Source organism: Mycobacterium rhizamassiliense (genome assembly GCF_900157375.1).
GTDB classification, from domain to species: Bacteria; Actinomycetota; Actinomycetes; order Mycobacteriales; family Mycobacteriaceae; genus Mycobacterium; species Mycobacterium rhizamassiliense.
This window is the reverse complement of the sequence record NZ_LT721901.1, coordinates 3,100,399-3,122,073: the sequence shown is the minus strand read 5'-3', so window position 1 is coordinate 3,122,073 and position 21,675 is coordinate 3,100,399. Positions and strand designations below refer to the sequence as shown.

The window sequence follows — 21,675 nt, the reverse complement described above, 5'->3', positions numbered from 1 at the left end:
CTCTTGCAGCAAAGCCGCCACGTCGTACGCTCGTGGGTGATGAGCAACTCGGCGCACAACGATGCGAAGGCAACACGCGGCGATTCGGCGCGTGCGGCCGACACCGATCGCATACAGATTGCGCAGCTGCTTGCTTACGCGGCCGAGCAGGGCCGGCTGCAGATGCAGGACTATGAAGACCGCCTGGCCAGGGCGTATGCCGCGACGACCTACGAGGAGCTGGAAGAGCTGCGCGCCGATCTGCCGGGGTCCGCGGTGAACCCGCGCCGGGGCGGCAAGCCCAATCCGGCGCCGTCCACGCTGCTGCTGGCGCTGATGAGCGGGTTCGAGCGGCGCGGCCGGTGGAACGTCCCGAAGAAGCTGACCACGTTCACCTTCTGGGGCAGCGGCGTGTTGGATCTGCGCTACGCCGACTTCACCTCGACCGAGGTCGACATCCACGCCGTGTCGATCATGAGCGCGCAGAACATCGTGCTGCCGCCCGAAGTCAACGTCGAGATCCGCGGCCGCGGCGTGATGGGCGGCTTCGACCGCACTATCATGGGCGACGGCACACCCGGGGCACCGACAGTTAAGATCCGCGGCTTCTCGCTGTGGGGCGGTGTCGGCATCAAGCGCAAGCCCCGCAGGCCGCGTCCATAGCGCCGAACGAGCTGGTCACGCCTCTGGGTGAGTGGCTGACACCCCGCTTTTCATGCCATACTCGCGACAGGGTGGCGGATCAAGGAAAGCAAAGGCAGCTATGGCCGAGGAATTGCGCGTCAATCCCGACGCGCTGAGCCACGTGGGGAATGAGCTCGCCAATCACGGTGAGACACTGCTGGCGCTACAACAGTCGTGCCACGGCGCGGCCGAGGGTGCACAGTCCGGGTGGGTCGGCTCGTCGGCGGGTGCGTTGTCGGGGTTGCTCGACAGGTGGGCGACGGTCAGCAGCACCCACATGGGGCGCTTCGGTGAGCATTCGTGCGGCATGCACTTCGCCGCGGCCGAGTTCAGCGAGACGGAACGCCGTAACACCACGGCAGTGGCCAAGGTAGGTGAAGCCGCCAACGCTGCGACTCAGCTATGACGTTGACTCTGGCTGACATCGAGCATTGGGATTCTGCGGCGATTCGGGCGGTCTTCGACGCCGCGATCAAACGCGCGCACGGAACGCGCACCGCGTCGGCGTCGCTGAGCGAGACGATGCGACTGCTCGACTTCGGCGGGGACGCCGCCGAGGCGGCGAACGCGTCGACCCATAAGACCACCCAGATCCTGGACACGCACGCCGACGCCTGCGACGCCGTCGCGAGGGCCGCCGAAAAATCGGCAGACGAGGTCGCCGCGATTCGTCAACGGCTGCAAGCGATCAAGGACGATGCCCGCGAGCATCGTCTGGTTCTCAACGAGGCCACCGGGGTTGCCCTGCCGCCACCGGATTTGGCGTCCTATTCGCAGGCCGATCAACGGGCCATCCTGGACGCCGCGGTTCGGGTGAACGCAAACATCAGGCAGCTCTTGGCCGATGCCGAAGTCGCCGACGAAGATCTGGCGGCGGCGATTCGCGGCGCCGACGGCGACCTGTCCCCGGATCAGGTCAACACCCAGCTCGGCCACCAGCCCCCGAAGATGCCGAAGGTGCCGCCGCCGGGCACCGATCCCGACGAGGTCAAGAAGTGGTGGCATTCGCTGACCCCTGGACAACAGGATCGGGTCAAGGAATGGTTCCCCAATTCGGTGCGCAACCTCGACGGCGTCCCGGTCAAGGTCCGCGACGAACTGAACAGGCCGGTGTTGCAAAGCGAGTTGTACCGGCTTCAGCAGGGGTGGCAGGACCGAAACGGGGTGTGGCACACCGACCCCGAGAAGCTGGCCGATCTGCAGGCGCTGCAGGACACCCTGAACAAGCACCCTGGCACCAGCCTGATCCTGCTGGACACCACCAGCAATCAGCGAAAGGTATTGGCGGCGGTCGGAATTGGTGACGTCGACAACGCCGAACGGGTCGGCGTCACGACGGGCGGCTTGAACACCCGCGTCAGCTCCAGCGTCGACGCGATGGTGCGTGAGGGAGAAACGCAGCGCGCCAAGGCGAGCGACTTGCGCCAGCGGGCCGGCATCGCGAATCCCGATGCGGTGGCCTCGGTTGCGTGGCTCGGCTACGACGCACCCGACAACCCGATCGACGTCGCGATGGACCGGCTGGCCCAGAAGGGCGCGGGCCCACTGAACAACTTCTACAAGGGACTGGCCGCGACGACGAATGTCTCCGATCAGCACATCACCGCCTTCGGCCATTCGTACGGGTCGCTGGTCACCAGCCTCGCGCTCCAGCAGGGAGCGCCCGTGAGCGACGTCGTGCTGTACGGCTCCCCCGGCACCGAGCTCGGCAACATCTCGCAGCTGCACGTCGCGCCCGGGCACGCCTTCTACGAGATTGGTATCAATGATGGTGTGTCAGACATCATCCCGAAGTTCGGTGCCTTCGGTCCGCCGCCGCAGGACGTGCCCGGCTTCACCGAGTTGTCAACGCAGACCGGTGTCGCCCCGGGCGGCGCGGTGGGTGATGGCCAGGTGCACGAACGCGCCTACGGGCACTCCGAATACGCCCGCGACGGCAGCAACGGCCAACTCCGAATGAGCGGCTACAACCTGGCCGCGGTGCTGGCCGGGCTCCCCGACGAAACGGTCAAACCCCTACCGGTGCCGCCGTTGATCCCCCCGGATCAACGGCCGATCGTGATTCCGGGGCCATAGGCTATGCGGCACAGAATATTTCGATGCCACGCGGCCGTCGTCGCCGTGGTCATCGCGACGGCATTGGCGGGATGCGTCAAGCCGACGACCTTGGACCCGCACGCCAACCCCGGGCGCGGCGAGTTGGATCGGCTGCAAAACATCGTCAACGGCCGGCCCGACCTGGAGACGGTCGAGCATCAAATGACCGACCTGGACGCCAGCGTTCGGGCCGCGATCGCCAAATACTCGCCGGCAACGGTGTTTTCGAGCGTCCCGGCCAGCAATGCCACGAACGGCTGCAACGACCCGTTCGACCGTTCCATCGGCCGCCAGGAATTGAGCGACCGCTTCGCCGGCCGCCCGGCGCCCTCCCCCGATGGGTGGCTGCAGATCACCACCGAGTTGGCGCCGGTGTTCTCGGCGGCGGGCTTCCACCCGAACAACATGGTGGTCGGGCAGCCGCCGCGGCCGCTGAGCGCGGAGAACGACTCCCAAATCCGCGACGACGGGGCCTTGATCAACCTGGTGACCGGCCCGATCATCACCTACGACTACAACACCGGCTGCCACCTGCCGGCCGCCTGGCGCACCGCGCCGCCGCCCTTGGACATGCGGCCCTCGAATGACGCCGACGTGCACTACCCGTACCTGTACGGACCGCCGGGCGGCCGAAGCGCGGACGCCCACTAGAGGCGTCAGTGCAAGATCGCGTCGGCGATGACGTAGACGAATCCGAGGCACAGCAGCCCGACAAGCGGCCAGCCGGCCACCACCTTGCCCCGCGACGAATTGCGCAGCATCACAACCAAAGTCAGCAGCAGGACCGCGCCGACGCCCACCCACACGAACACCATCGCCGGCCACACGTGGTAGCTCGAGTCGCAGGCCGCGTCATGGCAACCGTCGGTGGACATGGCGAAGAAGAAGGACAGATAGACTTCCAGCGCTCCGACGACGACGAGCGCCGCGTACACCAGGTAGCCGAGGGTGTTCCATGCCGCCGTGGCCCTCGATGTCGCTGCCATGGCAACCCCCGAATCAGCGGCGGCGCCGCGATCGCAGGTAGTCGCCCACCACCGCCGCGCCCAGCCCGTCGAGATCGGGCACCACAACCCGACCCTCGACGCGGCGCGCGACCTGATCGATGAACCGGGCCAGGCCCGCGTCGCTGCCCAGCCGGAAGATGGTGATCTGCGCCCCCAACCGCGCCATGTCGTCGAACCCGCGCACGGTGTGCGCGATGGTCCGCGGGTGCGGCGGGTAGTCGAAGAACACCTGCGAGCCGTCGCCGTCGAAGTCCTCCAGGTGCGCGGTCGGCTCGCCGTCGGTGACCACCAGGACCACGGGCTGTGCGTTGGGATGCCGGCGCAGGTGGCGCCCGGCCAGCGCCAAGGCGTGGTGCAGGTTGGTGCCCTGCTCGTAGACGCCCTCCAGCCCCGTCAGCTCGGCGGCCGTCACGGTCCGCGCGTAGCGGCCAAAGGCGATGATTTGCAAGGCATCCGCCCGGAATCGGGTGCACACCAGGTGGTTGAGCGCGAGCGCCGTCTGCTTCATCGGCAGCCAGCGGTTCTCCATCACCATCGAGAACGAGGTGTCCACCAACAGCGCGACGGCGGCCTGGGTGCGTGTCTCGGTCTCGGACACCTCGACGTCGTCGACAGCGATCTTCAACCGCGCCTCATGGCCGTCCAGCGTCGCGGTGCCCGCCTGGCGCAGCACCGCGTTGGTCAGCGTCCGGGGGATGTTCCACGGCTCGGTGTCACCGAACTGCCAAGGCCGCGTCGCGCCGGTCAGCTCGCCGGCGGCCCCGGCGCGCCGCAGCTCACGGTCGCCGCGCCGGCTGGACAGCTGTTGTGCCACATCGCGTAACGCGGTCTCGCCGAGCCGGCGCATGGCCTTCGGCGACAGCCGCCACTGGCCGTCGGAGCCGCGGTCCAGGAAGCCCTGGTTGACCAGCGCCCGCTCCAGTTCGGCCAGCGTCCGCGCGTCGACGGCGGCCTCGTCGCCGAGCTGGCGGGCCAGGGCGTCGAGATCGACGTCGTCCATGGTCGCGCCCGGATAGCTTTGCGAGAGTTGGTCGGCCAGCTGTTCGAGCTCGGCGATGTCGGACAGCGCCTGGGCGCCCTCGCCCATGCCCAACGGGTTGTCGCCGGAGAACTGCTCGGATCCCATCCAGTCTTCGCCGGGCCGGGCGGCCTGCAGGTTGGCGTCGAGCCGGCTCAACGCGTTCATCAGCGACGGAGACCCAAATGCCTGCTGCGCCAAGGCGTCCAGCTCGGCGCGCTGGTCGGGGCTCAGGCTGTTGCGGAAGCGCTGCGCGGCGGCGGCCCGCTGGGCCAGCGAGTCCATCAGCTCGTCGATGTTGCGCGGGTTCTCCGGGAAGAATTCGCCGTGTTTGGCCATGAAATCTTCGAAGTCCTGCTGGCTGTCCTCGCCGCGGTTGTGCTTGTCCAGCAAGTCGTTGAGGTCGTCGAGCATCTCGTTGACGCGCTGGCGATCCTCGTCGGTGGCGCCCTGCAGCGCCTCCTTCATGCCGGCGAAACGCTGATCCAGCATCTCACGGCCCAGCAGATCCTTGATCTGGTCGTACTTTTCGCGGGCCTCCGAACTTCGCCAGTTGTATTCGGAAAGCTCCTGCACGGCCTTGGCCGGTGACGGCGGCAGCGCATCGAGCTGCAGTTCGCCGAAGCGGGCGTCGTCGTCGAGCGCGCGGGCGAGCTCCTTGCGCTCGGCCAGCACTGCCTCGTCGAGCAGCTTCTTGATCTCCTGCAGGGTGCCGTCCAAGTTGTTGCGCCGCAACAGCTCCCGCCGCTTCCGATTCGCCTCCGACGCCAACCGGTCGGCGCCCGGCATGTTCTTGGTGCCTCGTCGCAGCAGCTCGGACAGCGCGCGGCGCGGCGACGTGCCGCCCATGACGTCCTGCCCGATCTGTTCGAGCGCCTCACGCAGGTCCACCGGCGGGGCCAGCGGGTCGGGCCCGCCGGTGTACGCCGAGTACCGCGAGGAGTGCCCGTGCGAAAAAGGCTTAGCCATAGGTGGTTTGGCCCTCCCCGGATACCTTGTCGACGCGCTTGGCCAGATACAGCGCCTCCAGCGCGAGCTCCAGCGCCGCGGCGCGTTCGCCCTCGGATTCGGCGCCGAGCTTGGCGGCGATCTGCTCCACGACCGGCAGGTTGGGCACCGCGGCGAGCACGTCCTTGGCCGACACCCGCTCCCCCGTCGTCACCGCCGAGCCGCCCTCGACGGCGGCGACCAACGAACCGACGTCGAGGCCGCCGAGCACCCGGGAGGCCGTGTCGGCAGTCGCGCGGCGCAGCAGGTGCTCGAGCACGGCCTGCTCGCGGCCTTCCTCGCCGGACTCAAATTCCAGCTTGCCGCGCAACACGTCAATCACGGTGCTCAGGTCCACAATTCGGGCCACCGGATCGGTCTCACCCAGCACCGCGCCGCGATGCCGGGCGGAGGCTGCCACGGTCTCGGCGGCCGCGATCGCGAACCGCGCCGAGACGCCGGAGCGCTGGTCGACGGAGTTGGACTCGCGCAGGTACCGCGCGAACCGGGCAATCACCTGCGTCAGGTAGTCGGGCACCTGTGCGGTCAGGTGCGCCTCCTGGAGGATGACGCCGACCTCGGCCTCCAGCTCGAGCGGGTAGTGGGTGCGGATCTCGGCGCCAAAGCGGTCCTTGAGCGGGGTGATGATGCGGCCCCGGTTGGTGTAGTCCTCGGGGTTGGCGCTGGCGACCACCAGCACGTCCAGCGGCAGGCGCAGCGTGTAGCCGCGGACCTGGATGTCGCGCTCCTCCATCACGTTGAGCATCGACACCTGGATGCGCTCGGCGAGGTCGGGCAGTTCGTTGACGGCGACGACGCCGCGGTGGGCCCGCGGGATGAGGCCGTAGGCGATGGTCTCGGGGTCGCCGAGGCTGCGGCCCTCGGCGACCTTGATCGGGTCGATGTCGCCGACCAGGTCCGCGACGCTGGTGTCGGGGGTGGCCAGCTTCTCGGTGTAGCGCTCGCTGCGGTGCCGCCACTCGATCGGCAGGTCGTCGCCGTGGGTGGCCGCCCGCCGGATCGACTCCGGCGTGATCGGCGAGTAGGGGTGCTCACCCAGCTCGGCGCCCGCGATCACCGGCGTCCACTCGTCGAGCAGACCGGTCAGCGCGCGCAGCAGTCGGGTTTTGCCCTGGCCGCGCTCACCGAGCAGGACGAAGTCGTGACCCGCGATCAGCGCGCGCTCCAACTGCGGCAGCACGGTGTCTTCGAAACCCAGGATGCCCGGCCACACTTCGTCACCCTCGGCCAGCGCAGTCAGCAGATTTTCGCGGATTTCCTGCTTGACTCCCCGTTCGCGGTGACCGGCGGCTCGGAGTTCGCCGACGGTGCGGGGCAGGTTGTTCGGAGTTGTCACCTCTCCAAGCTACGCGTAGCGCCGAAACCTCACGCGCTAACGGTCAGTGCGCGAAGTGACGGGCTCCGGTCAGGTAGAGGGTGATGCCGGCGTGGGCCGCCGCGGCCGTCACCTCGTCGTCGCGCACCGAGCCGCCGGGGTGCACGATCGCGCGCACCCCGGACGCGGTCAGCGTCTCGAGCCCGTCGGGGAACGGGAAGAACGCATCGGAGGCCGCGACCGCGCCGGTCACCCGGTCGCCACCGCGCGCGACGGCCAGCCGCGCGGCATCGACCCGGTTGACCTGACCCATGCCGACGCCGATCGTCGCGCCGTCACCCGCGATGACGATGGCGTTCGACTTGACCGCGCGGCAGGTGCGCCACGCAAAGACCAGGTCGCTCAACGTCGCCGGGTCGGCCGGTGACCCGGTCGCCAGCGTCCAGTTCGCCGGGTTGTCGCCGTGCGCGTCGAGTTGGTCGCGCTGCTGGATCAGCAACCCGCCGCTGACCGGTCGCAGCTCGTTGCCGCCGGCCATCGGTTCGGAGGCCACCAGCACGCGGACGTTCTTCTTGCGCGTCAGCACCTCGAGGGCCTCCGGCGCGTAGGCCGGCGCCACGATCACCTCGGTAAAGATCGTGCTGACGAATTCCGCCATCTCCAGGCTGACTTCGGTGTTGGTCGCGATCACACCGCCGAACGCGCTGAGCGGGTCGCACTCGTGCGCCTTGCGGTGCGCGTCCGCGACCGATGTCGACGAGATCGCGATGCCGCAGGGGTTGGCGTGCTTGATGATCGCCACGCAGATCTGTTCATGGTCGAACGCCGCCCGCCACGCCGCGTCCGCGTCGGTGAAGTTGTTGTAGGACATCTCTTTTCCGTGCAGCTGCTCGGCCTGCGCCAGGCCGGGCCAGGCGGCCGGGTCGGTGTAGAGGGCGGCCTGCTGGTGTGGGTTCTCGCCGTAGCGCAGCGTCGCCGAGCGCCGCCAGCTGCGGCCGAACCACTGCGGGAACGCCGTGGGTGGATGCTCGGGCGCCAGCGTCGACTCCATCCAGCCCGCCACCGCGATGTCGTAGTCGGCGGTGTGCTGAAAGGCCAGTGCCGCCAGCTTCTTGCGCTCGGCGAGGGTGAATCCGCCACCGCGCACCGCGGCGAGCACCCCATCGTAGCCGAGCGGGTCGGTGACCACCGCGACGCTGGGATGGTTTTTCGCCGCGGCGCGCACCATCGACGGGCCGCCGATGTCGATCTGCTCGACGCATTCGTCGATACTCGCGCCGGATTCGACGGTCTCGCTGAATGGATACAGGTTGACGACGACCAGCTCGAAGGCCGCGATGCCGAGCTCTTCGAGCGCGGCGGCGTGCTCCGGCTTGCGCAGATCCGCCAGCAGCCCGGCATGCACCCGCGGGTGCAGCGTCTTGACCCGGCCGTCGAGCACCTCGGGGAAACCGGTCAGATCCTCCACCGGTGTCACCGAAATCCCTTTGCCCGCAATGGTCTTCGCGGTCGATCCGGTCGACACGATTTCGACACCCGCCGCGCTCAGCCCCTCGGCGAGCTCGATGAGACCGGTCTTGTCGTAGACGCTGATCAGCGCGCGCCGAATCGCCCTTCGTGACTCGTCGCTCATCCTATGGTCGCCTTTCGTCCGGTCCAGGTCACGCCGCGGGTCGCGATCGCGGCTACCACGTCCACCAACAGCCGCCGTTCCACGACCTTGATGCGTTCGTGCAGTGTCTCTTCGTTGTCGCCGTCGAACACCGCGATGGGCTCCTGCGCCAATATCGGCCCGGTGTCCATCCCGGCGTCCACCAGGTGCACCGTACAGCCGGTGACCCGCACACCATAAGCCAGCGCCTCCGGAACGGCGTGCGACCCCGCGAACGCAGGCAGCAGCGCCGGATGGGTGTTCAGCGTGCGTCCGCAGAACCGTGAAAGGAATTGCGGTCCAAGTATTTTCATGAACCCCGCGGAGACGATCAGGTCGGGCGAGTGGGCCACGGTGGCGTCGGTGATGGCGGCGTCCCAGGCCTCGCGGCTGGGGTGATCGCGCAGCCGGACGGTGAACGTGGGCAGCGACGCCGCCGCGGCGACCTCGCTGGCCTGGCAGTCACGATCGGCGCCGACGGCGACCACGCGGGCCGGATAGTCGCCGACCGCGGCGGCCAGCAGTGAGTTCAGTAGCGATCCGGTGCCAGATGCCAGCACCACCAGCCGCGCCGGTGCACTCGGGGGCACGCGCAGCGGTTCGACCACATCGCGAGCCTACTAACGCCGCCGCCCGCCGGATGACAAGGCTGGCCGCTAGTCGCCGGGTTCGCGCTCGCCCGGGCCGGGCTCGGGTTCGTCGGGCTCCGAAGGGGCCGCGGCGGGCTCCTCCTCGACCCCGAGCACCGCATCATCCTCGGCGGACTCGGCCGACTCGGCCGGCTCGACGTCCTCGGCCACGTCGTCGGGCCCGGTCAGGTCGTCCGCCAAATCCGCGGGCTCACCGAGCGGCTCGGACTCGGTGAAAAGCTCCGGCTCGGTGAAGAAGTCGGCGGGCTCCTCGGCCGACGCGGCGGGTGCGGGCTTCGGCCGGGGGCGCCTGCGCCGGCGGCTGACCCCGCCGGTCATCGCCACCGTGAGCCAGCCGACGACGGCGAACCAGAAGAAGCTGCCGATCAGCAACGCGCCCTGGTCCACCCCGACGTGGCCGAAGTTGCCGAGCCGGCCGCTGGCGCCGTAGCCGAGCAGCGACATGGCCAGCGCACCGACGACCGACGCGGCCAGCAGCTTGCCCATCGCCGGCACCAGCGGCAGCGGATGGCGAGCGCATTGCTGCCCGAGCGCCACACCCGACGAGGCGCCGACGATGAGCAGCGCGACCCAGACCGGGCCCAGCGGCGGGGCCGGGACCGCGGCCAGGATGGGCAGCGACGGGATGTCCCCGCCGAAGACGGTGAACGAGCTGAACGTCGCGAAGCCCACGTGCGCGCTGGACCCGACCGCGACCGCGGAGGTACCGACGATGACGTTCGGCGCGTACAGCATGGACAGCACCGACAGGCTGAACTGACCGAAGATCGAATCGGTGATCCCGTAGAGGTCTTGCATCGTCGCCCAGTGCACGACCAGCGATGCGGCGGTGACCATGCCGGAGAGCCCGACCAGCGCCAGCACGCCCGCGGCCGCGGCGCGCAGGGAATCGCCGAGCCAATTGGGCAAGGGCGACGCCGCCAGCGCGCGCCGGCCCACCCGCGACCACACCCCGATCGCGGCCCCCAGCGCATGCACCACCAGGACGCTGGCGAACGCGCGCAGCGCGCTGGGCGTCTCCAGCTCGGTGATCACCGTCGACGCGTCGTGAATGACGGCCAGCGCGATCGCGGTCAGCAGCAGCGGGCCGCCGAGCGCGGAAGCGATGACCCAACGGACCACCAGCCATGACGAGTACACCGACGTTGCCCGCGCCGTGCTGCGCGCGGTCGCCCACACCATCAGCAGCATCGGCAGCAGCGGCAGCACGCCCAGTTCGTGGCCGCCGATCGAGATCGGCACGCTGTGGATGCCGAGCCAGATGCTGGCGATCGCGCCCAGCGCGCCGGTCATTTCGCTGTTGGCGATCAACAGCTGCAGCAAGGTGACCGCGGCGATGATGACCAGTGCCACCACGGCGGGTCCGAACGCAACCCGAACAAGGTCTCGCGCCTGGCGGGCGCCCGCGGCGCGGTTGTCCTCCACCCGTGTCACTCTTGGCGCACCTGCCCGACTAGGCGCGGGAGGCCACGGTTAGGACGGTGCCGACCCAGGCGGCGTGTGCTGCTGCTCTCCGGTTTGGTAACTGGCGGTAGCCGAGCCACCCTCGGATCCGCTGCCTTCGACGGACGGCGGCGGGCTGAAGCTCGGGAAGCCGGTGGGCGGGGTGGACGGGCCCTGCTGGCCCCCCGACTGCGGGCCGGGCTGGGCACCGAAGCCGCCCGTGGTCGGGATCGCGCTTTGCGTCGGGCCCTGGTTCGGGTAGCCGCCGTACTGCGACCCGTACCCGGACGACTGCGGGTTGTGCGACTGCGGTCCGCCGTGCTGCTGCTGCTGCGGGCCGGGCTGACCGTAGTAGCCGGGCTGCCCGCCGTACTGCTGGCCGTATTGGCCGTACTGGCCGTACTGCGCGTAGGGGTCGTACTTGGGCCGCGGGGCAGGCGCGGTGATGACGCCCGCCTCCAGCAGGACCACGACGACGGCGGCGACCGCCTGCAGCACGCTGGCCGCGACCAGGGGCCAGATCGCCCAGCCCAGCGCGAACCCGGCGGGCATGTTGATGGTCTCCGAGATCGCCAGCAGCGCACCCAGGACGGCGATGGCCGCGACCACGCCGGAGTGGTTCTTCGCCTTGGGCAGCAATCCCAGCCCGGCGAGCAGCGCGGCCAGCACCGCGACCAGGACCGCGGTACCGGCGTCGCCGGCACGCCCGCCGGAGGCCGCACCGAGGTCGGCGCCGAGGGTGAACGTCGGGCCGAAGTTCAGCAGGTACACCGCCAACCCGAGCGCCGCCACCGCGATGTTCAGATAGAACGGGAGCTTGCTCGGGCCGTCGTCGGTCTTGGCGAACGACGGTGTGGCGCCTGGGTAGGAGCCGCCGGGCTGCGATGGCGGATATCCGGGACTACCGGGCGAGTAGGTCATGACTCCTCCTGTTGGTTCCAGCGCCTTCAAGAGCTCATCGGGCGCCACGTCACTGCTGCGGTTGCCACGCTGGGCTCACGGGCGCACGTTCATCGACGCCCAGATTTGCCCGCGCTTGCGTACGACGCGATCGCTCAACCACGCTAGCGCACGTTCGACTACCCGTGCCGGAGCGACCGGCGGCTGCGCCGACCTGCACCGCACAGCGGCTTCGGCGCCAGATGCGGGCACCGGCTTGCTCAGCGTAGGTAGAACACGTTCTAATTCTGTCCATGGATTACGGGCTCGTGCTTTTCACCAGTGACCGAGGCATCTCGCCGGCGGCGGCCGCCAAGCTCGCCGACGACCACGGCTTCACGACGTTCTACGTGCCGGAACACACGCATATCCCGGTGAAGCGCGAGGCGGCTCACCCGACGACGGGTGACGAATCGCTGCCGGACGACCGCTACATGCGGACACTAGACCCATGGGTGAGTTTGGGCGCCGCGTGCGCCGTCACCTCGCGGGTGCGGTTGTCCACCGCCGTGGCGCTGCCGGTTGAGCACGACCCGATCACGCTGGCGAAAAGCATCGCCACGTTGGACCACCTCTCCGGTGGCCGGGTCAGCCTGGGCGTCGGGTTCGGCTGGAACACCGACGAACTCGCCGACCACGGCGTGCCAGCCGGCCGCCGCCGCACCTGCCTGCGCGAGTACCTCGAGGCGATGCGCGCACTGTGGACGCAAGAGGAAGCCGAGTACGACGGCGAGTTCGTCAAGTTCGGCCCCAGCTGGGCCTATCCCAAGCCGGTGCAGCCGCACATCCCGGTGCTGGTGGGCGCCGCGGGTAACGAGAAGAACTTCAAGTGGATCGCCCGCAGCGCCGACGGCTGGATCACCACGCCGCGCGACTTCAACATCGACGAACCGGTGAAGCTGCTGCAGGACACCTGGGCGGCCGCCGGCCGCGACGGAGCCCCGCAGATCGTGGCGCTGGACTTCAAGCCGGTCCCCGAGAAGCTGGCGCACTGGTCCGAGCTCGGAGTCACCGAGGTGCTGTTCGGTTTGCCGGACAAGCCCGAGGACGAGGTCGCCTCGTACGTGGAGAGGCTGGCCGGCAAGCTCGCCGCGATGGTCTAGGGGTCTACCCCAGCGATGCGCGGTTGCCGTTGTCGGTCGACCACACGAAGATCTCCGCGCCGAGCGGATCGCCGTCGGACATCAATGCGACCAGATCGTCGTCGTCGGTGGTGGCCATGAATCGCGCGTTGTCCGCGGCGAGCCGGCCGACGATGATGCCGGTGCGGGTCGGCCAGTCGTAGCGCACGGAGTACGTCTCGATAGTCGCCGCACCGTCGGGCGTCTTCGTGACGTCGACCTTCGGCAGCGCGTCGATCTCCTTTTTCAGCGCCGCGCAATTATCGGTGCGCCAGTCGACCGGCGTGGTCGAGTAGATGCCGATCGAGTACTTGCTCATGATGCCGCCGTTGGCCCCGACGAGGCCGAATTGCCCTGGCCTGTCCCGCATCTGGGCGACCGTCTCGGCGATACCATGCAGCGAGTAGCTGTTCCCGGGGCCGCCGAAATACGGCAATCCACCGGTCAGGGTCAGGCCGCGCGGGTCGTCGCCGTCGAGGCCCAGCGCCTCGCAGATGACGAACACCGGGAAGGGGAAGCAGCTGTACAGGTCGAAGGTGGCGATGTCGTCGATGCCAATTCCGGCCACCCGCAACGATTCTCGGGCCGCATGTACCGCCGCCGGGCTGGCGCCGAGGTCGACGCGATCGAGCATCGCCTGCTCGACCATGTCCGAGTGGCCGTGCACATAGACCCACTTGTCTTGGGCCACACCGAGACGCGTCGCGGCCTCCACCGACATCAGCACCGACGCCGCGCCCTGGTTGACCTGATCGCGGGCGACGAGCAGCCGCGGATAGGGGTCGCAGATCATCCGGTTGTCGTCGGTGATGGTGATGATCTCATCGACCGATCGTTCCACCGGCGATGACGAAAACGGGTTCTTGGCAGCGACTTTGGACATCGGTGCGAACAGTTCGGCCATCTCGCGCCGGTAGTCGGCTACGCCGCGGCCCAGGCGGGCGCGCCGGGCGTTCTCCATCAGCCCGTACTGCACCGGCGCCCCGGTCAGGCCGTGCTGAATCGTGTAATCGTCGATGTAGCTGAAGATCTGGTGTCCGCGGTCTTCCAGCTGACCCTCGACGTGTTCGGTGAAGTCGGGCTTGTCGTCGCGGTTGGCGAAGTAGCGGGCCGTCGACCCCGGCTCCGAGCCCATGATCAGGACGACGTCGGCCTCACCCGCCGCGATCGCGTTGCCCGCCTCGGTGACGAGCTTCTGCGGACTCTGGCCGCCAACCGGTTCGAGCACCACGCGGGCCGGGTCGCCGCCGAGCCGGTTCATCACCGAACGCGGGTAGTTGTTCGACTTGCCAAGGGTCGCCGGCATCGGACCGGAGATCTCGAACTGCCGCAGCCCGAAGACGGTGTCGACGGCCTTCGCGACGCCCTTGGCCCCGGTGTCCGCGAGGGCCACCTCGGCGGCCGCCGTTGCGAGGTCGACCGCCGACATGCCCCGATAGTCCGGGTCGTCGATGCGCTCGGTGAACTGGCCGACACCGACGAGCACCGGAGTACGCGGATCGACCGGCATTACAAACCTCCTGGGAACTGTTAGTTCGACAGGCTAACCGATGACTGGACGCAAAACGAAACTGCGGCCAGATCGCCGATTAGTGGAATCGCGACCCGACCGCAGTCTCGGAAAAACTAGAGGCTTTGCAGGATCTCCCTGGCCAGCGCGGCGGTCTCCGACGGCGTCTTGCCGACCTTGACGCCCGCGGCCTCGAGGGCCTCTTTCTTGGCGGCCGCGGTACCCGACGAGCCGGACACGATGGCGCCCGCGTGGCCCATCGTCTTACCTTCCGGCGCAGTGAATCCCGCGACGTAGCCGACGACCGGCTTGGACACGTTGGCCTTGATGTAGTCGGCCGCACGCTCCTCGGCATCACCGCCGATCTCGCCGATCATCACGATGACCTTGGTCTCGGGGTCCTTCTCGAACGCCTCGATGGCGTCGATGTGGGTGGTGCCGATCACCGGGTCACCACCGATGCCGATCGAGGTGGAGAAGCCGAAATCGCGCAGCTCGTACATCATTTGGTAGGTCAGGGTGCCGGACTTGGAGACCAGGCCGACGGGACCGGAGCCGCTGATGTTGGCGGGCGTGATGCCGGCCAGCGCCACACCCGGGGTGATGATGCCCGGGCAGTTCGGCCCGATGATGCGCGTCCTCTGCCCTTTGTCGACGTTGTAGGCCCACGCATATGCGCTGTCCTGCACCGGAATTCCCTCGGTGATGACCACCAGCAGCGGGATCTCGGCGTCGATGGCCTCGATGATCGCGTCCTTGGCGAATTTCGGCGGCACGAAGACGACCGACACGTTGGCGCCGGTCTCCTTCATCCCTTCGGCGACGGAGCCGAACACCGGGAGTTCGACGTCCTTGCCGACCGAATCCACATGCGAGACGGTGGTTCCCGCCTTTTTGGCGTTCACCCCGCCGACCACCGGGGTGCCGGCCTTCAGCATCAATGCGGTGTGCTTGGTGCCCTCACCGCCGGTGATGCCCTGGACGATGACCTTGGAGTCCTTGTTCAGGAAAATCGACATTGATTGGCTCCCTTACTTATTCGCCAGCTCGGCGGCTTTGTCGGCACCGGCGTCCATGGTCTCGGCCACGATCACCAGCGGGTGGTTGGCGTCGGCGAGGATCTTGCGTCCCTCGTCGACGTTGTTGCCGTCGAGGCGAACCACCAGCGGCTTGTTGGCCTCGTCGCCGAGCATGTTCAGGGCGGTCACGATTCCGTTGGCGACGGCGTCGCACGAGGTGATACCGCCGAACACATTCACGAACACGCTCTTGACCTGCTTGTCGTTCAGGATCACGTCCAGGCCCGCGGCCATCACCTCGGCCGACGCGCCACCGCCGATGTCGAGGAAGTTGGCCGGCTTGACGCCGCCGTGCTTCTCCCCGGCGTAGGCGACGACATCGAGGGTGGACATCACCAGGCCCGCGCCGTTGCCGATGATGCCGACGGCGCCGTCCAGCTTGACGTAGTTGAGGTCGTGCTCCTTGGCCTTGAGCTCCAACGGGTCGGTGGCGTCGCGGTCCTCGAACTCGACGTGGCCGGGCTGACGGAAGTCGGCGTTGGCGTCCAGGGAGACCTTGCCGTCCAGCGCCAGGATCTGGTCGTCGGGCGTGCGCACCAACGGGTTGACCTCGACCAGGGTGGCGTCCTCGGCGACGAAGAGCTCCCAGAGCTTGGAGATGGTGTTGGCCGCGGCATCGAGCACCTCGGCGGGCAGGTGGCCCTGCTCGGCGATGGAGCGCGCGGTGGCCAGGTCGACGCCCTTGACGGCATCCACCGGGACCTTGGCCAGCCGCTCGGGCTTGGTCGCGGCGACCTCTTCGATCTCCATGCCGCCCTCGACCGAGCACATCGCCAGGTAGGTGCGGTTGGCGCGGTCAAGCAGGAAGGAGATGTAGTACTCCTCGGCGATGTCGCTGGCCTCGGCGACCAACAGCTTCTTGACGACGTGGCCCTTGATGTCCAGGCCGAGAATGTTCTTCGCGTGTTCGTAGGCGTCCTCGGGGGTGGCCGCGTACTTCACACCGCCGGCCTTGCCGCGCCCGCCGACCTTCACCTGCGCCTTGACCATCACCGGCGCGCCCACCTCGGTGGCGATTTCCTTGGCGCCCTCGGCGGTGTCGGTCACCCGGCCCGGCGTGGTGGGCACGTTGTGCTTTACGAACAGTTCTTTGGCTTGGTATTCGAAAAGGTCCATGAACTCACTTGTCTTCGTCGGCTTGCAAGTAGGCCTATCGGCAGGCGGCACCGGATCCGGCAACACGCACGGACGAACTTTATCCACACATTGATTCGGCGCCACCCTCGCATCCCGTTGATGTGGCAGACTTCACGGCGGCGCCGGAGGCGGCGGCACGTGATCCAGTTCACAAAAACGTTGGGATCGGGGCCGCGAGGTTGCCAGCCCTGTCCGTTAACCGTTAACGTCCTAGGGTCCAGATAACGGTATGGTCACGATACGAGGACATTTTAGGTTGTCGCAGCATCGACTTGGTCGTTCGCCTGTCCTGGCAGGGGCACAACGCGCATTGCGCGACCGCCGGGTAGCCATGCACCCCAATGAAGTCACCGAAATTCTGCCGCTCGACGGGTTCGACCTCGACGAGTTGGATTTCTCCGACGACGGCATCGACGACGAACTCGACTTCAGCAACGACTCCAACTTCGACAACGCCGCGCAGGTGCTGCTGGCGCCCGAGCTCGACGACCTGAACCAGATCGACGACCTGACCCCGCTTCGCCTCGCTGCTCCCGCGACCCACACCGACGTGCTGGCCCGGGTGCCCGTCCTGTTCGACGCCGACCCGCCTTCCGGTGGCCACCAGGTCACCGACGTCATCGGTGTGCCCCGCCGCGGCGGACAGCACCGCAAGCAACCCACCAGCGCCGCCAAGGGCCGCGTGTTGATCTCGGCGATGGCCGCCGGTGCGGCCGCGGCGGCGGCGCACACCGCGACCAGCCAGGCCGAGACGACGCAGACCGCCACGGTGCTGACCGCCAGCGCGTCGTCGCTCACCGGCACCGCGGGCAGTGACACCACGCGCGGGGCCCAGGTGATCGCCGTGCAGCCCGCGGCCAACGTCGCCGTGCACAACGAGGAACTGGCCAAGGGCGTGGCCTTCGCCAACGACCGCGCCCAGCGCGAGGCGCGGCTGCAGCAGCCGCTCTACGTCATGCCCACACACGGCATCTTCACGTCGAACTTCGGTTACCGCTGGGGCGTGCTGCACGCGGGCATCGACCTGGCCAACTCGATCGGCACGCCGATCGTTGCCGTCTCCGACGGTGTCGTTATCGACGCCGGACCCACCGCCGGCTATGGAATGTGGGTCAAGCTGCGGCACGCCGACGGCACGGTCACGCTCTACGGCCACATCAACACCGCGCTGGTCAGCGTCGGCCAACGGGTGATGGCGGGCGATCAGATCGCGACCATGGGCAACCGCGGGAACTCCACCGGCCCGCACCTGCACTTCGAGGTGCTGCAGGGCGGCACCGAGCGCATCGACCCCGTGCCGTGGCTGGCCAAACGAGGACTTAACGTCGGCAATTACGCTGGTTGAGGTGACCGCGCCGAACGACCCCCGACCTGCTGAACCGCCCTCCGAATCACGGACACGGATCATCCGCCGTGCGCCGACTGGACCAATCCCCACCATCCCGACGTCGCCGACCACGCAGATCCCGCGTCAGGTGCCGTCCGGGGAGCCCACCCGATCGGCGCCCCCCATCCGGCTGCCCGCACCCGCCGATGAGCCCACCTCGACGACGGCCGTGGCGGCCTGCGCGGTCAGCATCGTCAGCGGGTGGGCCACGTCGGTGGTCGCGACCGACCTGATCGCCGGCTGGTGGCGGACCGACCGCCTGTTCTGCATCGCGGTCGCGTTCCTCGCCATCGTGTTCGCGTCCACCACCATCTCCGGCGTGATCATGCTGCTGCAGCACCGGCCGCTGGGGCGCCAGCTCATCGCGGCGGGGGCGGTGGTCGCGGTGCTCACCTACGGCGGCGTGTTCATCGCAGGCGCCCACGTCGCGTGGATCGTGTACACGCTGTGGGTGCTGCCGGTCGCGAGTGTGGTGCTGGCGTTCTACCCACAGCTCAAAGAGTTCGCCGAACAGCGGATCGGCAGCCGTCGGCGTTAGAGCTTGCTGAGCGGGGCGTGGTTGTGCATCAGCTTGACCCGCCCGGAGCTGCCGAAGTCGATCAGTGACATCGCCGATTCGCCGACGCCGGAGACTTCTTCGACCCGGCCCAGCCCGTACTTGTCGTGCGTCACGCGGTCGCCGGGCTGCAACACCAGCAGCGGACGCTTGCCCGCGGCCGAGCGGGTCGGCGCGGTGCGCGGCGTGCCGAACCGGCCGGCACCGCTCACCGGCGCGCTGAACGACGGCGCCGGTGCGGTGCGGCGCCACTCGATGAGCTCCTGCGGAATCTCTTGCAGGAAGCGCGATTCCGGGTTGAGCATGGGCTGCCCCCAGGACGACCGCACGATGGCCCGGCTCAGGTAGAGCCGCTGGCGGGCCCTCGTGATGCCGACATAGGCCAGCCGCCGCTCCTCGGAGAGCTCGGTCGGATCGTCGAGCGCCCGCATGTGCGGGAACATCCCGTCCTCCCACCCGGTGACGAACACCACCGGGAATTCCAGCCCCTTGGCGGTGTGCAACGTCATCAGCGTGACCACGCCGGCGGTGGTGTCGGGAATTTCGTCGGTGTCGGCGACCAGCGAAACCCGTTCCAAAAAGGCCGCCAGCACACCGGTTTCCGGCACGTCCTCGTCGTCGAGACCGTCGTCTGCCTCCTCGCCCAGCGCGGCGGCGTTGGCCTGGTCGATGCTGAATTCGTGTGCGACGCTGACGAGTTCGTTGAGGTTGTCCAGCCGGGCCAGCTCCTGCGGATCGGTGGAGGATTCCAGCTCGGCACGGTATCCGGTGCGCTCGAGCACCGCCTCGACCAGGTCGCCGAGGTCGTCGTCGAGGTGGCCCCGCAGCTCGTCGAGCAGCTGGACAAAGCCCGAAATCGCCTTCTCCGCACGGGTGTTCAGCATCGGCACCTTGCCCTCGGCGGCGGCAACGAGGGCGTCGGCGAAACCGGCGCCGGTGTTCTCGGCGTGCACCGCCACGCAGGCCTCGGCCCGGTCGCCGATTCCCCGGCGCGGGGTGTTCAGGATGCGCCGCATGCTGACCGCATCGCCGGGGTTGTCCAGCACCCGCAGGTAGGCGACGATGTCGCGGATCTCCTTGCGCTCGTAAAAGCGCACTCCCCCAACGACTTTGTACGGAATGCCGGCGCGGATGAAGACCTCTTCCAGCGACCGCGACGAGTTGTTGGTGCGGTAGAACACCGCCACGTCGTTGTAGGTGATCTCGCCCTGCTCAGCGAGCGCGTCGACTTCCTGGGCGACGAACCGCGCCTCGTCGTGCTCGTTGTCGGCGACGTACCCCACGATCAGCTCGCCCTCGCCGGCGTCGGTCCACAGCCGCTTCTCGCGGCGCCCAGAGTTGCGCGCGATCACCGAGTTGGCCGCCGACAGGATGTTCTGCGTCGAGCGGTAATTCTGTTCCAGCAGAATCGTTGTCGCGTCCGGGTAGTCGCGCTCGAAGTCCTCGATGTTGCGGATGGTGGCGCCGCGGAAGGCATAGATCGACTGATCGGCATCGCCGACCACGCACAGCTCGGCCGGCGGCACCTCGTCGGATATCTCGTCGGAGCCCGGCTGATTCGGCGATCCCAGCTTCGCCTCTCCTCCGCCGGCCCCCGGGCCAGCTCCGGTGAGCCTCGCTGAACCGCCGCGCCCCACCAGTTCGCGGACCAGCACGTACTGGGCGTGGTTGGTGTCCTGGTACTCGTCGACCAACACGTGCCGGAACCGCCGCCGGTAGTACTGCGCGATCTGCGGGAAGGTCTGCAGCACCGCCACGGTTTCCCCGATGAGGTCGTCGAAGTCCAGCGCGTTGGCTGTGCGGAGCCGCCGCTGGTATTCGGCGTAGACGGTCGCCACGGTGCGGGCCAGGTCGTCGGATTCGTCGGACAGATTGGACAGGGCCTGGTCGGGGTCGATCAATTCGTTCTTCAGGTTGGAGATCGCGTTGGCCAGCAGCCGCGGCGAATACCGCTTGATGTCGAGGCCCATGTCGCGGCCGATCATCTGCAGCAGGCGTCGCGAATCGTCGGCGTCATAGATGGAGAAATTGGAATTGAGGCCTTTGATCAACGACGCCTGGTTGCGCAGAATGCGCACGCAGGTGGAGTGAAACGTCGACACCCACATCGCGCGGGCGCGATTGCCGACCAGCCGCACCACCCGTTCGCGCATTTCGGCGGCGGCCTTGTTGGTGAAGGTGATGGCCAGCACCTGCCCCACCCCGACACCACGCGCGGCGATCAGGTAGGCGATGCGCCGGGTCAACACCGCGGTCTTGCCCGAGCCGGCGCCGGCCACGATCAGCAGCGGCGGGCCCTCGTGCACCACCGCCTGGCGCTGTTGCGGGTTGAGTCCGTCGAGCAGCTCATCTGCGTCGGACGCGGGCTTGGCATCGGTTGCGTGCACACTCATGTCCGTCCAAATTTACCGCCGTCCACCGACGAGGGGTGGCCAGGCCGCGCCGCGGCCTTTTCAAGCGCGCGCCCGCGGAGGAATATTGAAAGGTGAGGTCAGCCCGCCCGCGTAGCGATTTTGCACCGATACGGCCATTAATGGCACACTCGATCGGTGCTCAGCCTGCAGCCCCGTCGGCAGTTCCGCGACCAACAGTGGTCCCGGGAATGGATAAGCCGATTCTTCTATGGGTATCCCCTAGCGGTGCCCGTGGTCTAGCTGCTCTCGCAGAGCCCCGTGGTCCGCTTCCGGATTCGGGGCTCGTCTCTTTTTGTGAGGCTCGATAACGGATGAGACCAGAACCCCCACATGATGAGAACGCGGAGTTTGCGGAAATGAACACCGAAATGATCGACACCGAACAGCCGACGAACATCGACGACCTGCGCCAGGAAATCGATCGGTTGGACGCCGAGATTCTTGCTGCGGTAAAGCGGCGTGCCGAGGTGTCCCAGGCGATCGGCAAAGCCCGAATGGCCACCGGCGGTACCCGGCTGGTGCACAGCCGGGAGATGCAGGTCATCGAGCGCTACAGCGAGCTCGGCCCGGAGGGCAAGGACCTGGCCATGCTGCTTTTGCGATTGGGCAGGGGCCGGCTCGGCCATTGATCGCTCACCGGTTTGCGCCGGCGAATGATGCGCCGGCGCCCGGATTTCGGC

19 protein-coding genes are annotated in these 21,675 nt (G+C 68.2%); 8 read left to right on the top strand and 11 right to left on the bottom strand.

The annotated features are described in order from the left end of the window. Window positions 1-39: 39 nt before the first annotated feature. From MRAB57_RS15335 to MRAB57_RS15315, 4 genes are all read left to right on the top strand, one after another. Window positions 40-642, top strand: a complete 603-nt coding sequence (locus tag MRAB57_RS15335; protein WP_077088104.1) for a DUF1707 SHOCT-like domain-containing protein — start codon at window positions 40-42, stop codon at window positions 640-642. 100 nt (window positions 643-742) lie between these two features. Beyond that, window positions 743-1,069, top strand: coding sequence for a WXG100 family type VII secretion target (locus MRAB57_RS15330; RefSeq protein ID WP_245835935.1), 327 nt, complete (start codon window positions 743-745; stop codon window positions 1,067-1,069). Next, a complete protein-coding gene (locus MRAB57_RS28950) occupies window positions 1,066-2,739 on the top strand; it encodes an alpha/beta hydrolase (protein ID WP_077088103.1) in 1,674 nt (557 codons plus the stop codon). Before MRAB57_RS15330 ends, MRAB57_RS28950 begins: the two co-directional genes overlap by 4 nt. A gap of 45 nt (window positions 2,740-2,784) precedes the next feature. After that, complete coding sequence (locus MRAB57_RS15315; RefSeq protein ID WP_245835934.1) at window positions 2,785-3,411, top strand: LppA family lipoprotein; 627 nt, start codon at window positions 2,785-2,787, stop codon at window positions 3,409-3,411. Window positions 3,412-3,416: 5 nt separating this feature from the next. Here the strand turns inward: MRAB57_RS15315 and MRAB57_RS15310 are convergent, their stop codons facing one another. Genes MRAB57_RS15310 through MRAB57_RS15280 form a run of 7 tightly spaced genes read right to left on the bottom strand, consistent with a single transcriptional unit; the run spans window position 3,417 to window position 11,773 of the window. Beyond that, a complete protein-coding gene (locus tag MRAB57_RS15310; protein WP_077088101.1) occupies window positions 3,417-3,746 on the bottom strand; it encodes a hypothetical protein in 330 nt (109 codons plus the stop codon). Between the two features lie 13 nt (window positions 3,747-3,759). Beyond that, entirely contained in the window at window positions 3,760-5,754 is a 1,995-nt protein-coding gene (locus tag MRAB57_RS15305) for a vWA domain-containing protein (RefSeq protein WP_077088100.1), read from the bottom strand. Beyond that, window positions 5,747-7,129 (bottom strand): sigma 54-interacting transcriptional regulator, encoded by a 1,383-nt coding sequence (locus MRAB57_RS15300; RefSeq protein ID WP_077088099.1) that lies wholly within the window; start codon window positions 7,127-7,129, stop codon window positions 5,747-5,749. Before MRAB57_RS15300 ends, MRAB57_RS15305 begins: the two co-directional genes overlap by 8 nt. 43 nt (window positions 7,130-7,172) lie before the next feature. Continuing rightward, window positions 7,173-8,741 carry a bifunctional phosphoribosylaminoimidazolecarboxamide formyltransferase/IMP cyclohydrolase gene (gene purH, locus MRAB57_RS15295; protein ID WP_077088098.1) on the bottom strand — a complete coding sequence of 523 codons (1,569 nt, stop codon included), beginning with the start codon at window positions 8,739-8,741 and terminating at the stop codon, window positions 7,173-7,175. Further along, the gene (purN, locus tag MRAB57_RS15290; protein ID WP_077088097.1) at window positions 8,738-9,367 is read right to left on the bottom strand and encodes a phosphoribosylglycinamide formyltransferase; all 630 of its coding nucleotides are present in this window, start codon (window positions 9,365-9,367) and stop codon (window positions 8,738-8,740) included. Before purN ends, purH begins: the two co-directional genes overlap by 4 nt. Window positions 9,368-9,415: 48 nt before the next feature. After that, complete coding sequence (locus tag MRAB57_RS15285) at window positions 9,416-10,834, bottom strand: cell division protein PerM (RefSeq protein WP_077088096.1); 1,419 nt, start codon at window positions 10,832-10,834, stop codon at window positions 9,416-9,418. A gap of 48 nt (window positions 10,835-10,882) precedes the next feature. Continuing rightward, window positions 10,883-11,773 carry a DUF5336 domain-containing protein gene (locus MRAB57_RS15280; protein WP_077088095.1) on the bottom strand — a complete coding sequence of 297 codons (891 nt, stop codon included), beginning with the start codon at window positions 11,771-11,773 and terminating at the stop codon, window positions 10,883-10,885. A 272-nt stretch (window positions 11,774-12,045) separates the two neighbouring features. Here MRAB57_RS15280 and MRAB57_RS15275 point away from each other — a divergent pair, with 272 nt between their 5' ends. Further along, window positions 12,046-12,894 (top strand): LLM class F420-dependent oxidoreductase, encoded by an 849-nt coding sequence (locus MRAB57_RS15275; RefSeq protein ID WP_077088094.1) that lies wholly within the window; start codon window positions 12,046-12,048, stop codon window positions 12,892-12,894. Window positions 12,895-12,898: 4 nt separating this feature from the next. Here the strand turns inward: MRAB57_RS15275 and MRAB57_RS15270 are convergent, their stop codons facing one another. The 3 genes from MRAB57_RS15270 to sucC all read right to left on the bottom strand — a co-directional run bounded on the left by MRAB57_RS15270 (window position 12,899) and on the right by sucC (window position 16,617). Beyond that, the gene (locus tag MRAB57_RS15270; RefSeq protein ID WP_077088093.1) at window positions 12,899-14,422 is read right to left on the bottom strand and encodes an acetyl-CoA acetyltransferase; all 1,524 of its coding nucleotides are present in this window, start codon (window positions 14,420-14,422) and stop codon (window positions 12,899-12,901) included. A gap of 116 nt (window positions 14,423-14,538) precedes the next feature. Beyond that, window positions 14,539-15,441, bottom strand: a complete 903-nt coding sequence (gene sucD / locus MRAB57_RS15265) for a succinate--CoA ligase subunit alpha (protein ID WP_077088092.1) — start codon at window positions 15,439-15,441, stop codon at window positions 14,539-14,541. 12 nt (window positions 15,442-15,453) lie between these two features. Further along, entirely contained in the window at window positions 15,454-16,617 is a 1,164-nt protein-coding gene (gene sucC, locus MRAB57_RS15260; protein ID WP_077088091.1) for an ADP-forming succinate--CoA ligase subunit beta, read from the bottom strand. A 352-nt stretch (window positions 16,618-16,969) separates the two neighbouring features. Here sucC and MRAB57_RS15255 point away from each other — a divergent pair, with 352 nt between their 5' ends. After that, window positions 16,970-17,983: a M23 family metallopeptidase gene (locus tag MRAB57_RS15255; RefSeq protein WP_245835933.1), complete on the top strand. Its 1,014-nt coding sequence runs from the start codon at window positions 16,970-16,972 to the stop codon at window positions 17,981-17,983. Window position 17,984: 1 nt separating this feature from the next. Further along, complete coding sequence (locus MRAB57_RS15250) at window positions 17,985-18,563, top strand: hypothetical protein (RefSeq protein ID WP_108637947.1); 579 nt, start codon at window positions 17,985-17,987, stop codon at window positions 18,561-18,563. On the opposite strand, the gene pcrA is transcribed toward MRAB57_RS15250, so the two are convergent. Then, window positions 18,560-20,974 (bottom strand): DNA helicase PcrA, encoded by a 2,415-nt coding sequence (pcrA, locus tag MRAB57_RS15245; protein WP_077088088.1) that lies wholly within the window; start codon window positions 20,972-20,974, stop codon window positions 18,560-18,562. The genes MRAB57_RS15250 and pcrA overlap by 4 nt on opposite strands. Window positions 20,975-21,306: 332 nt before the next feature. On the opposite strand from pcrA, the gene MRAB57_RS15240 reads away from it, so the two are divergent. Then, window positions 21,307-21,624 carry a chorismate mutase gene (locus MRAB57_RS15240; RefSeq protein ID WP_077088087.1) on the top strand — a complete coding sequence of 106 codons (318 nt, stop codon included), beginning with the start codon at window positions 21,307-21,309 and terminating at the stop codon, window positions 21,622-21,624. Window positions 21,625-21,675: the final 51 nt, after the last annotated feature.

Excerpts from the sequence above, each read along its gene's own strand:
- pcrA (WP_077088088.1), bottom strand. The coding sequence starts at position 20,974 with ATGAGTGTGCACGCAACCGATGCCAAGCCCGCGTCCGACGCAGATGAG.
- MRAB57_RS15275 (WP_077088094.1), top strand. The coding sequence starts at position 12,046 with ATGGATTACGGGCTCGTGCTTTTCACCAGTGACCGAGGCATCTCGCCG.
- MRAB57_RS15310 (WP_077088101.1), bottom strand. The coding sequence starts at position 3,746 with ATGGCAGCGACATCGAGGGCCACGGCGGCATGGAACACCCTCGGCTAC.
- MRAB57_RS15335 (WP_077088104.1), top strand. The coding sequence starts at position 40 with ATGAGCAACTCGGCGCACAACGATGCGAAGGCAACACGCGGCGATTCG.
- sucC (WP_077088091.1), bottom strand. The coding sequence starts at position 16,617 with ATGGACCTTTTCGAATACCAAGCCAAAGAACTGTTCGTAAAGCACAAC.
- MRAB57_RS15270 (WP_077088093.1), bottom strand. The coding sequence starts at position 14,422 with ATGCCGGTCGATCCGCGTACTCCGGTGCTCGTCGGTGTCGGCCAGTTC.
- MRAB57_RS28950 (WP_077088103.1), top strand. The coding sequence starts at position 1,066 with ATGACGTTGACTCTGGCTGACATCGAGCATTGGGATTCTGCGGCGATT.
- MRAB57_RS15305 (WP_077088100.1), bottom strand. The coding sequence starts at position 5,754 with ATGGCTAAGCCTTTTTCGCACGGGCACTCCTCGCGGTACTCGGCGTAC.
- purH (WP_077088098.1), bottom strand. The coding sequence starts at position 8,741 with ATGAGCGACGAGTCACGAAGGGCGATTCGGCGCGCGCTGATCAGCGTC.
- MRAB57_RS15280 (WP_077088095.1), bottom strand. The coding sequence starts at position 11,773 with ATGACCTACTCGCCCGGTAGTCCCGGATATCCGCCATCGCAGCCCGGC.
- sucD (WP_077088092.1), bottom strand. The coding sequence starts at position 15,441 with ATGTCGATTTTCCTGAACAAGGACTCCAAGGTCATCGTCCAGGGCATC.
- MRAB57_RS15330 (WP_245835935.1), top strand. The coding sequence starts at position 743 with ATGGCCGAGGAATTGCGCGTCAATCCCGACGCGCTGAGCCACGTGGGG.
- MRAB57_RS15240 (WP_077088087.1), top strand. The coding sequence starts at position 21,307 with ATGAGACCAGAACCCCCACATGATGAGAACGCGGAGTTTGCGGAAATG.
- MRAB57_RS15255 (WP_245835933.1), top strand. The coding sequence starts at position 16,970 with ATGCACCCCAATGAAGTCACCGAAATTCTGCCGCTCGACGGGTTCGAC.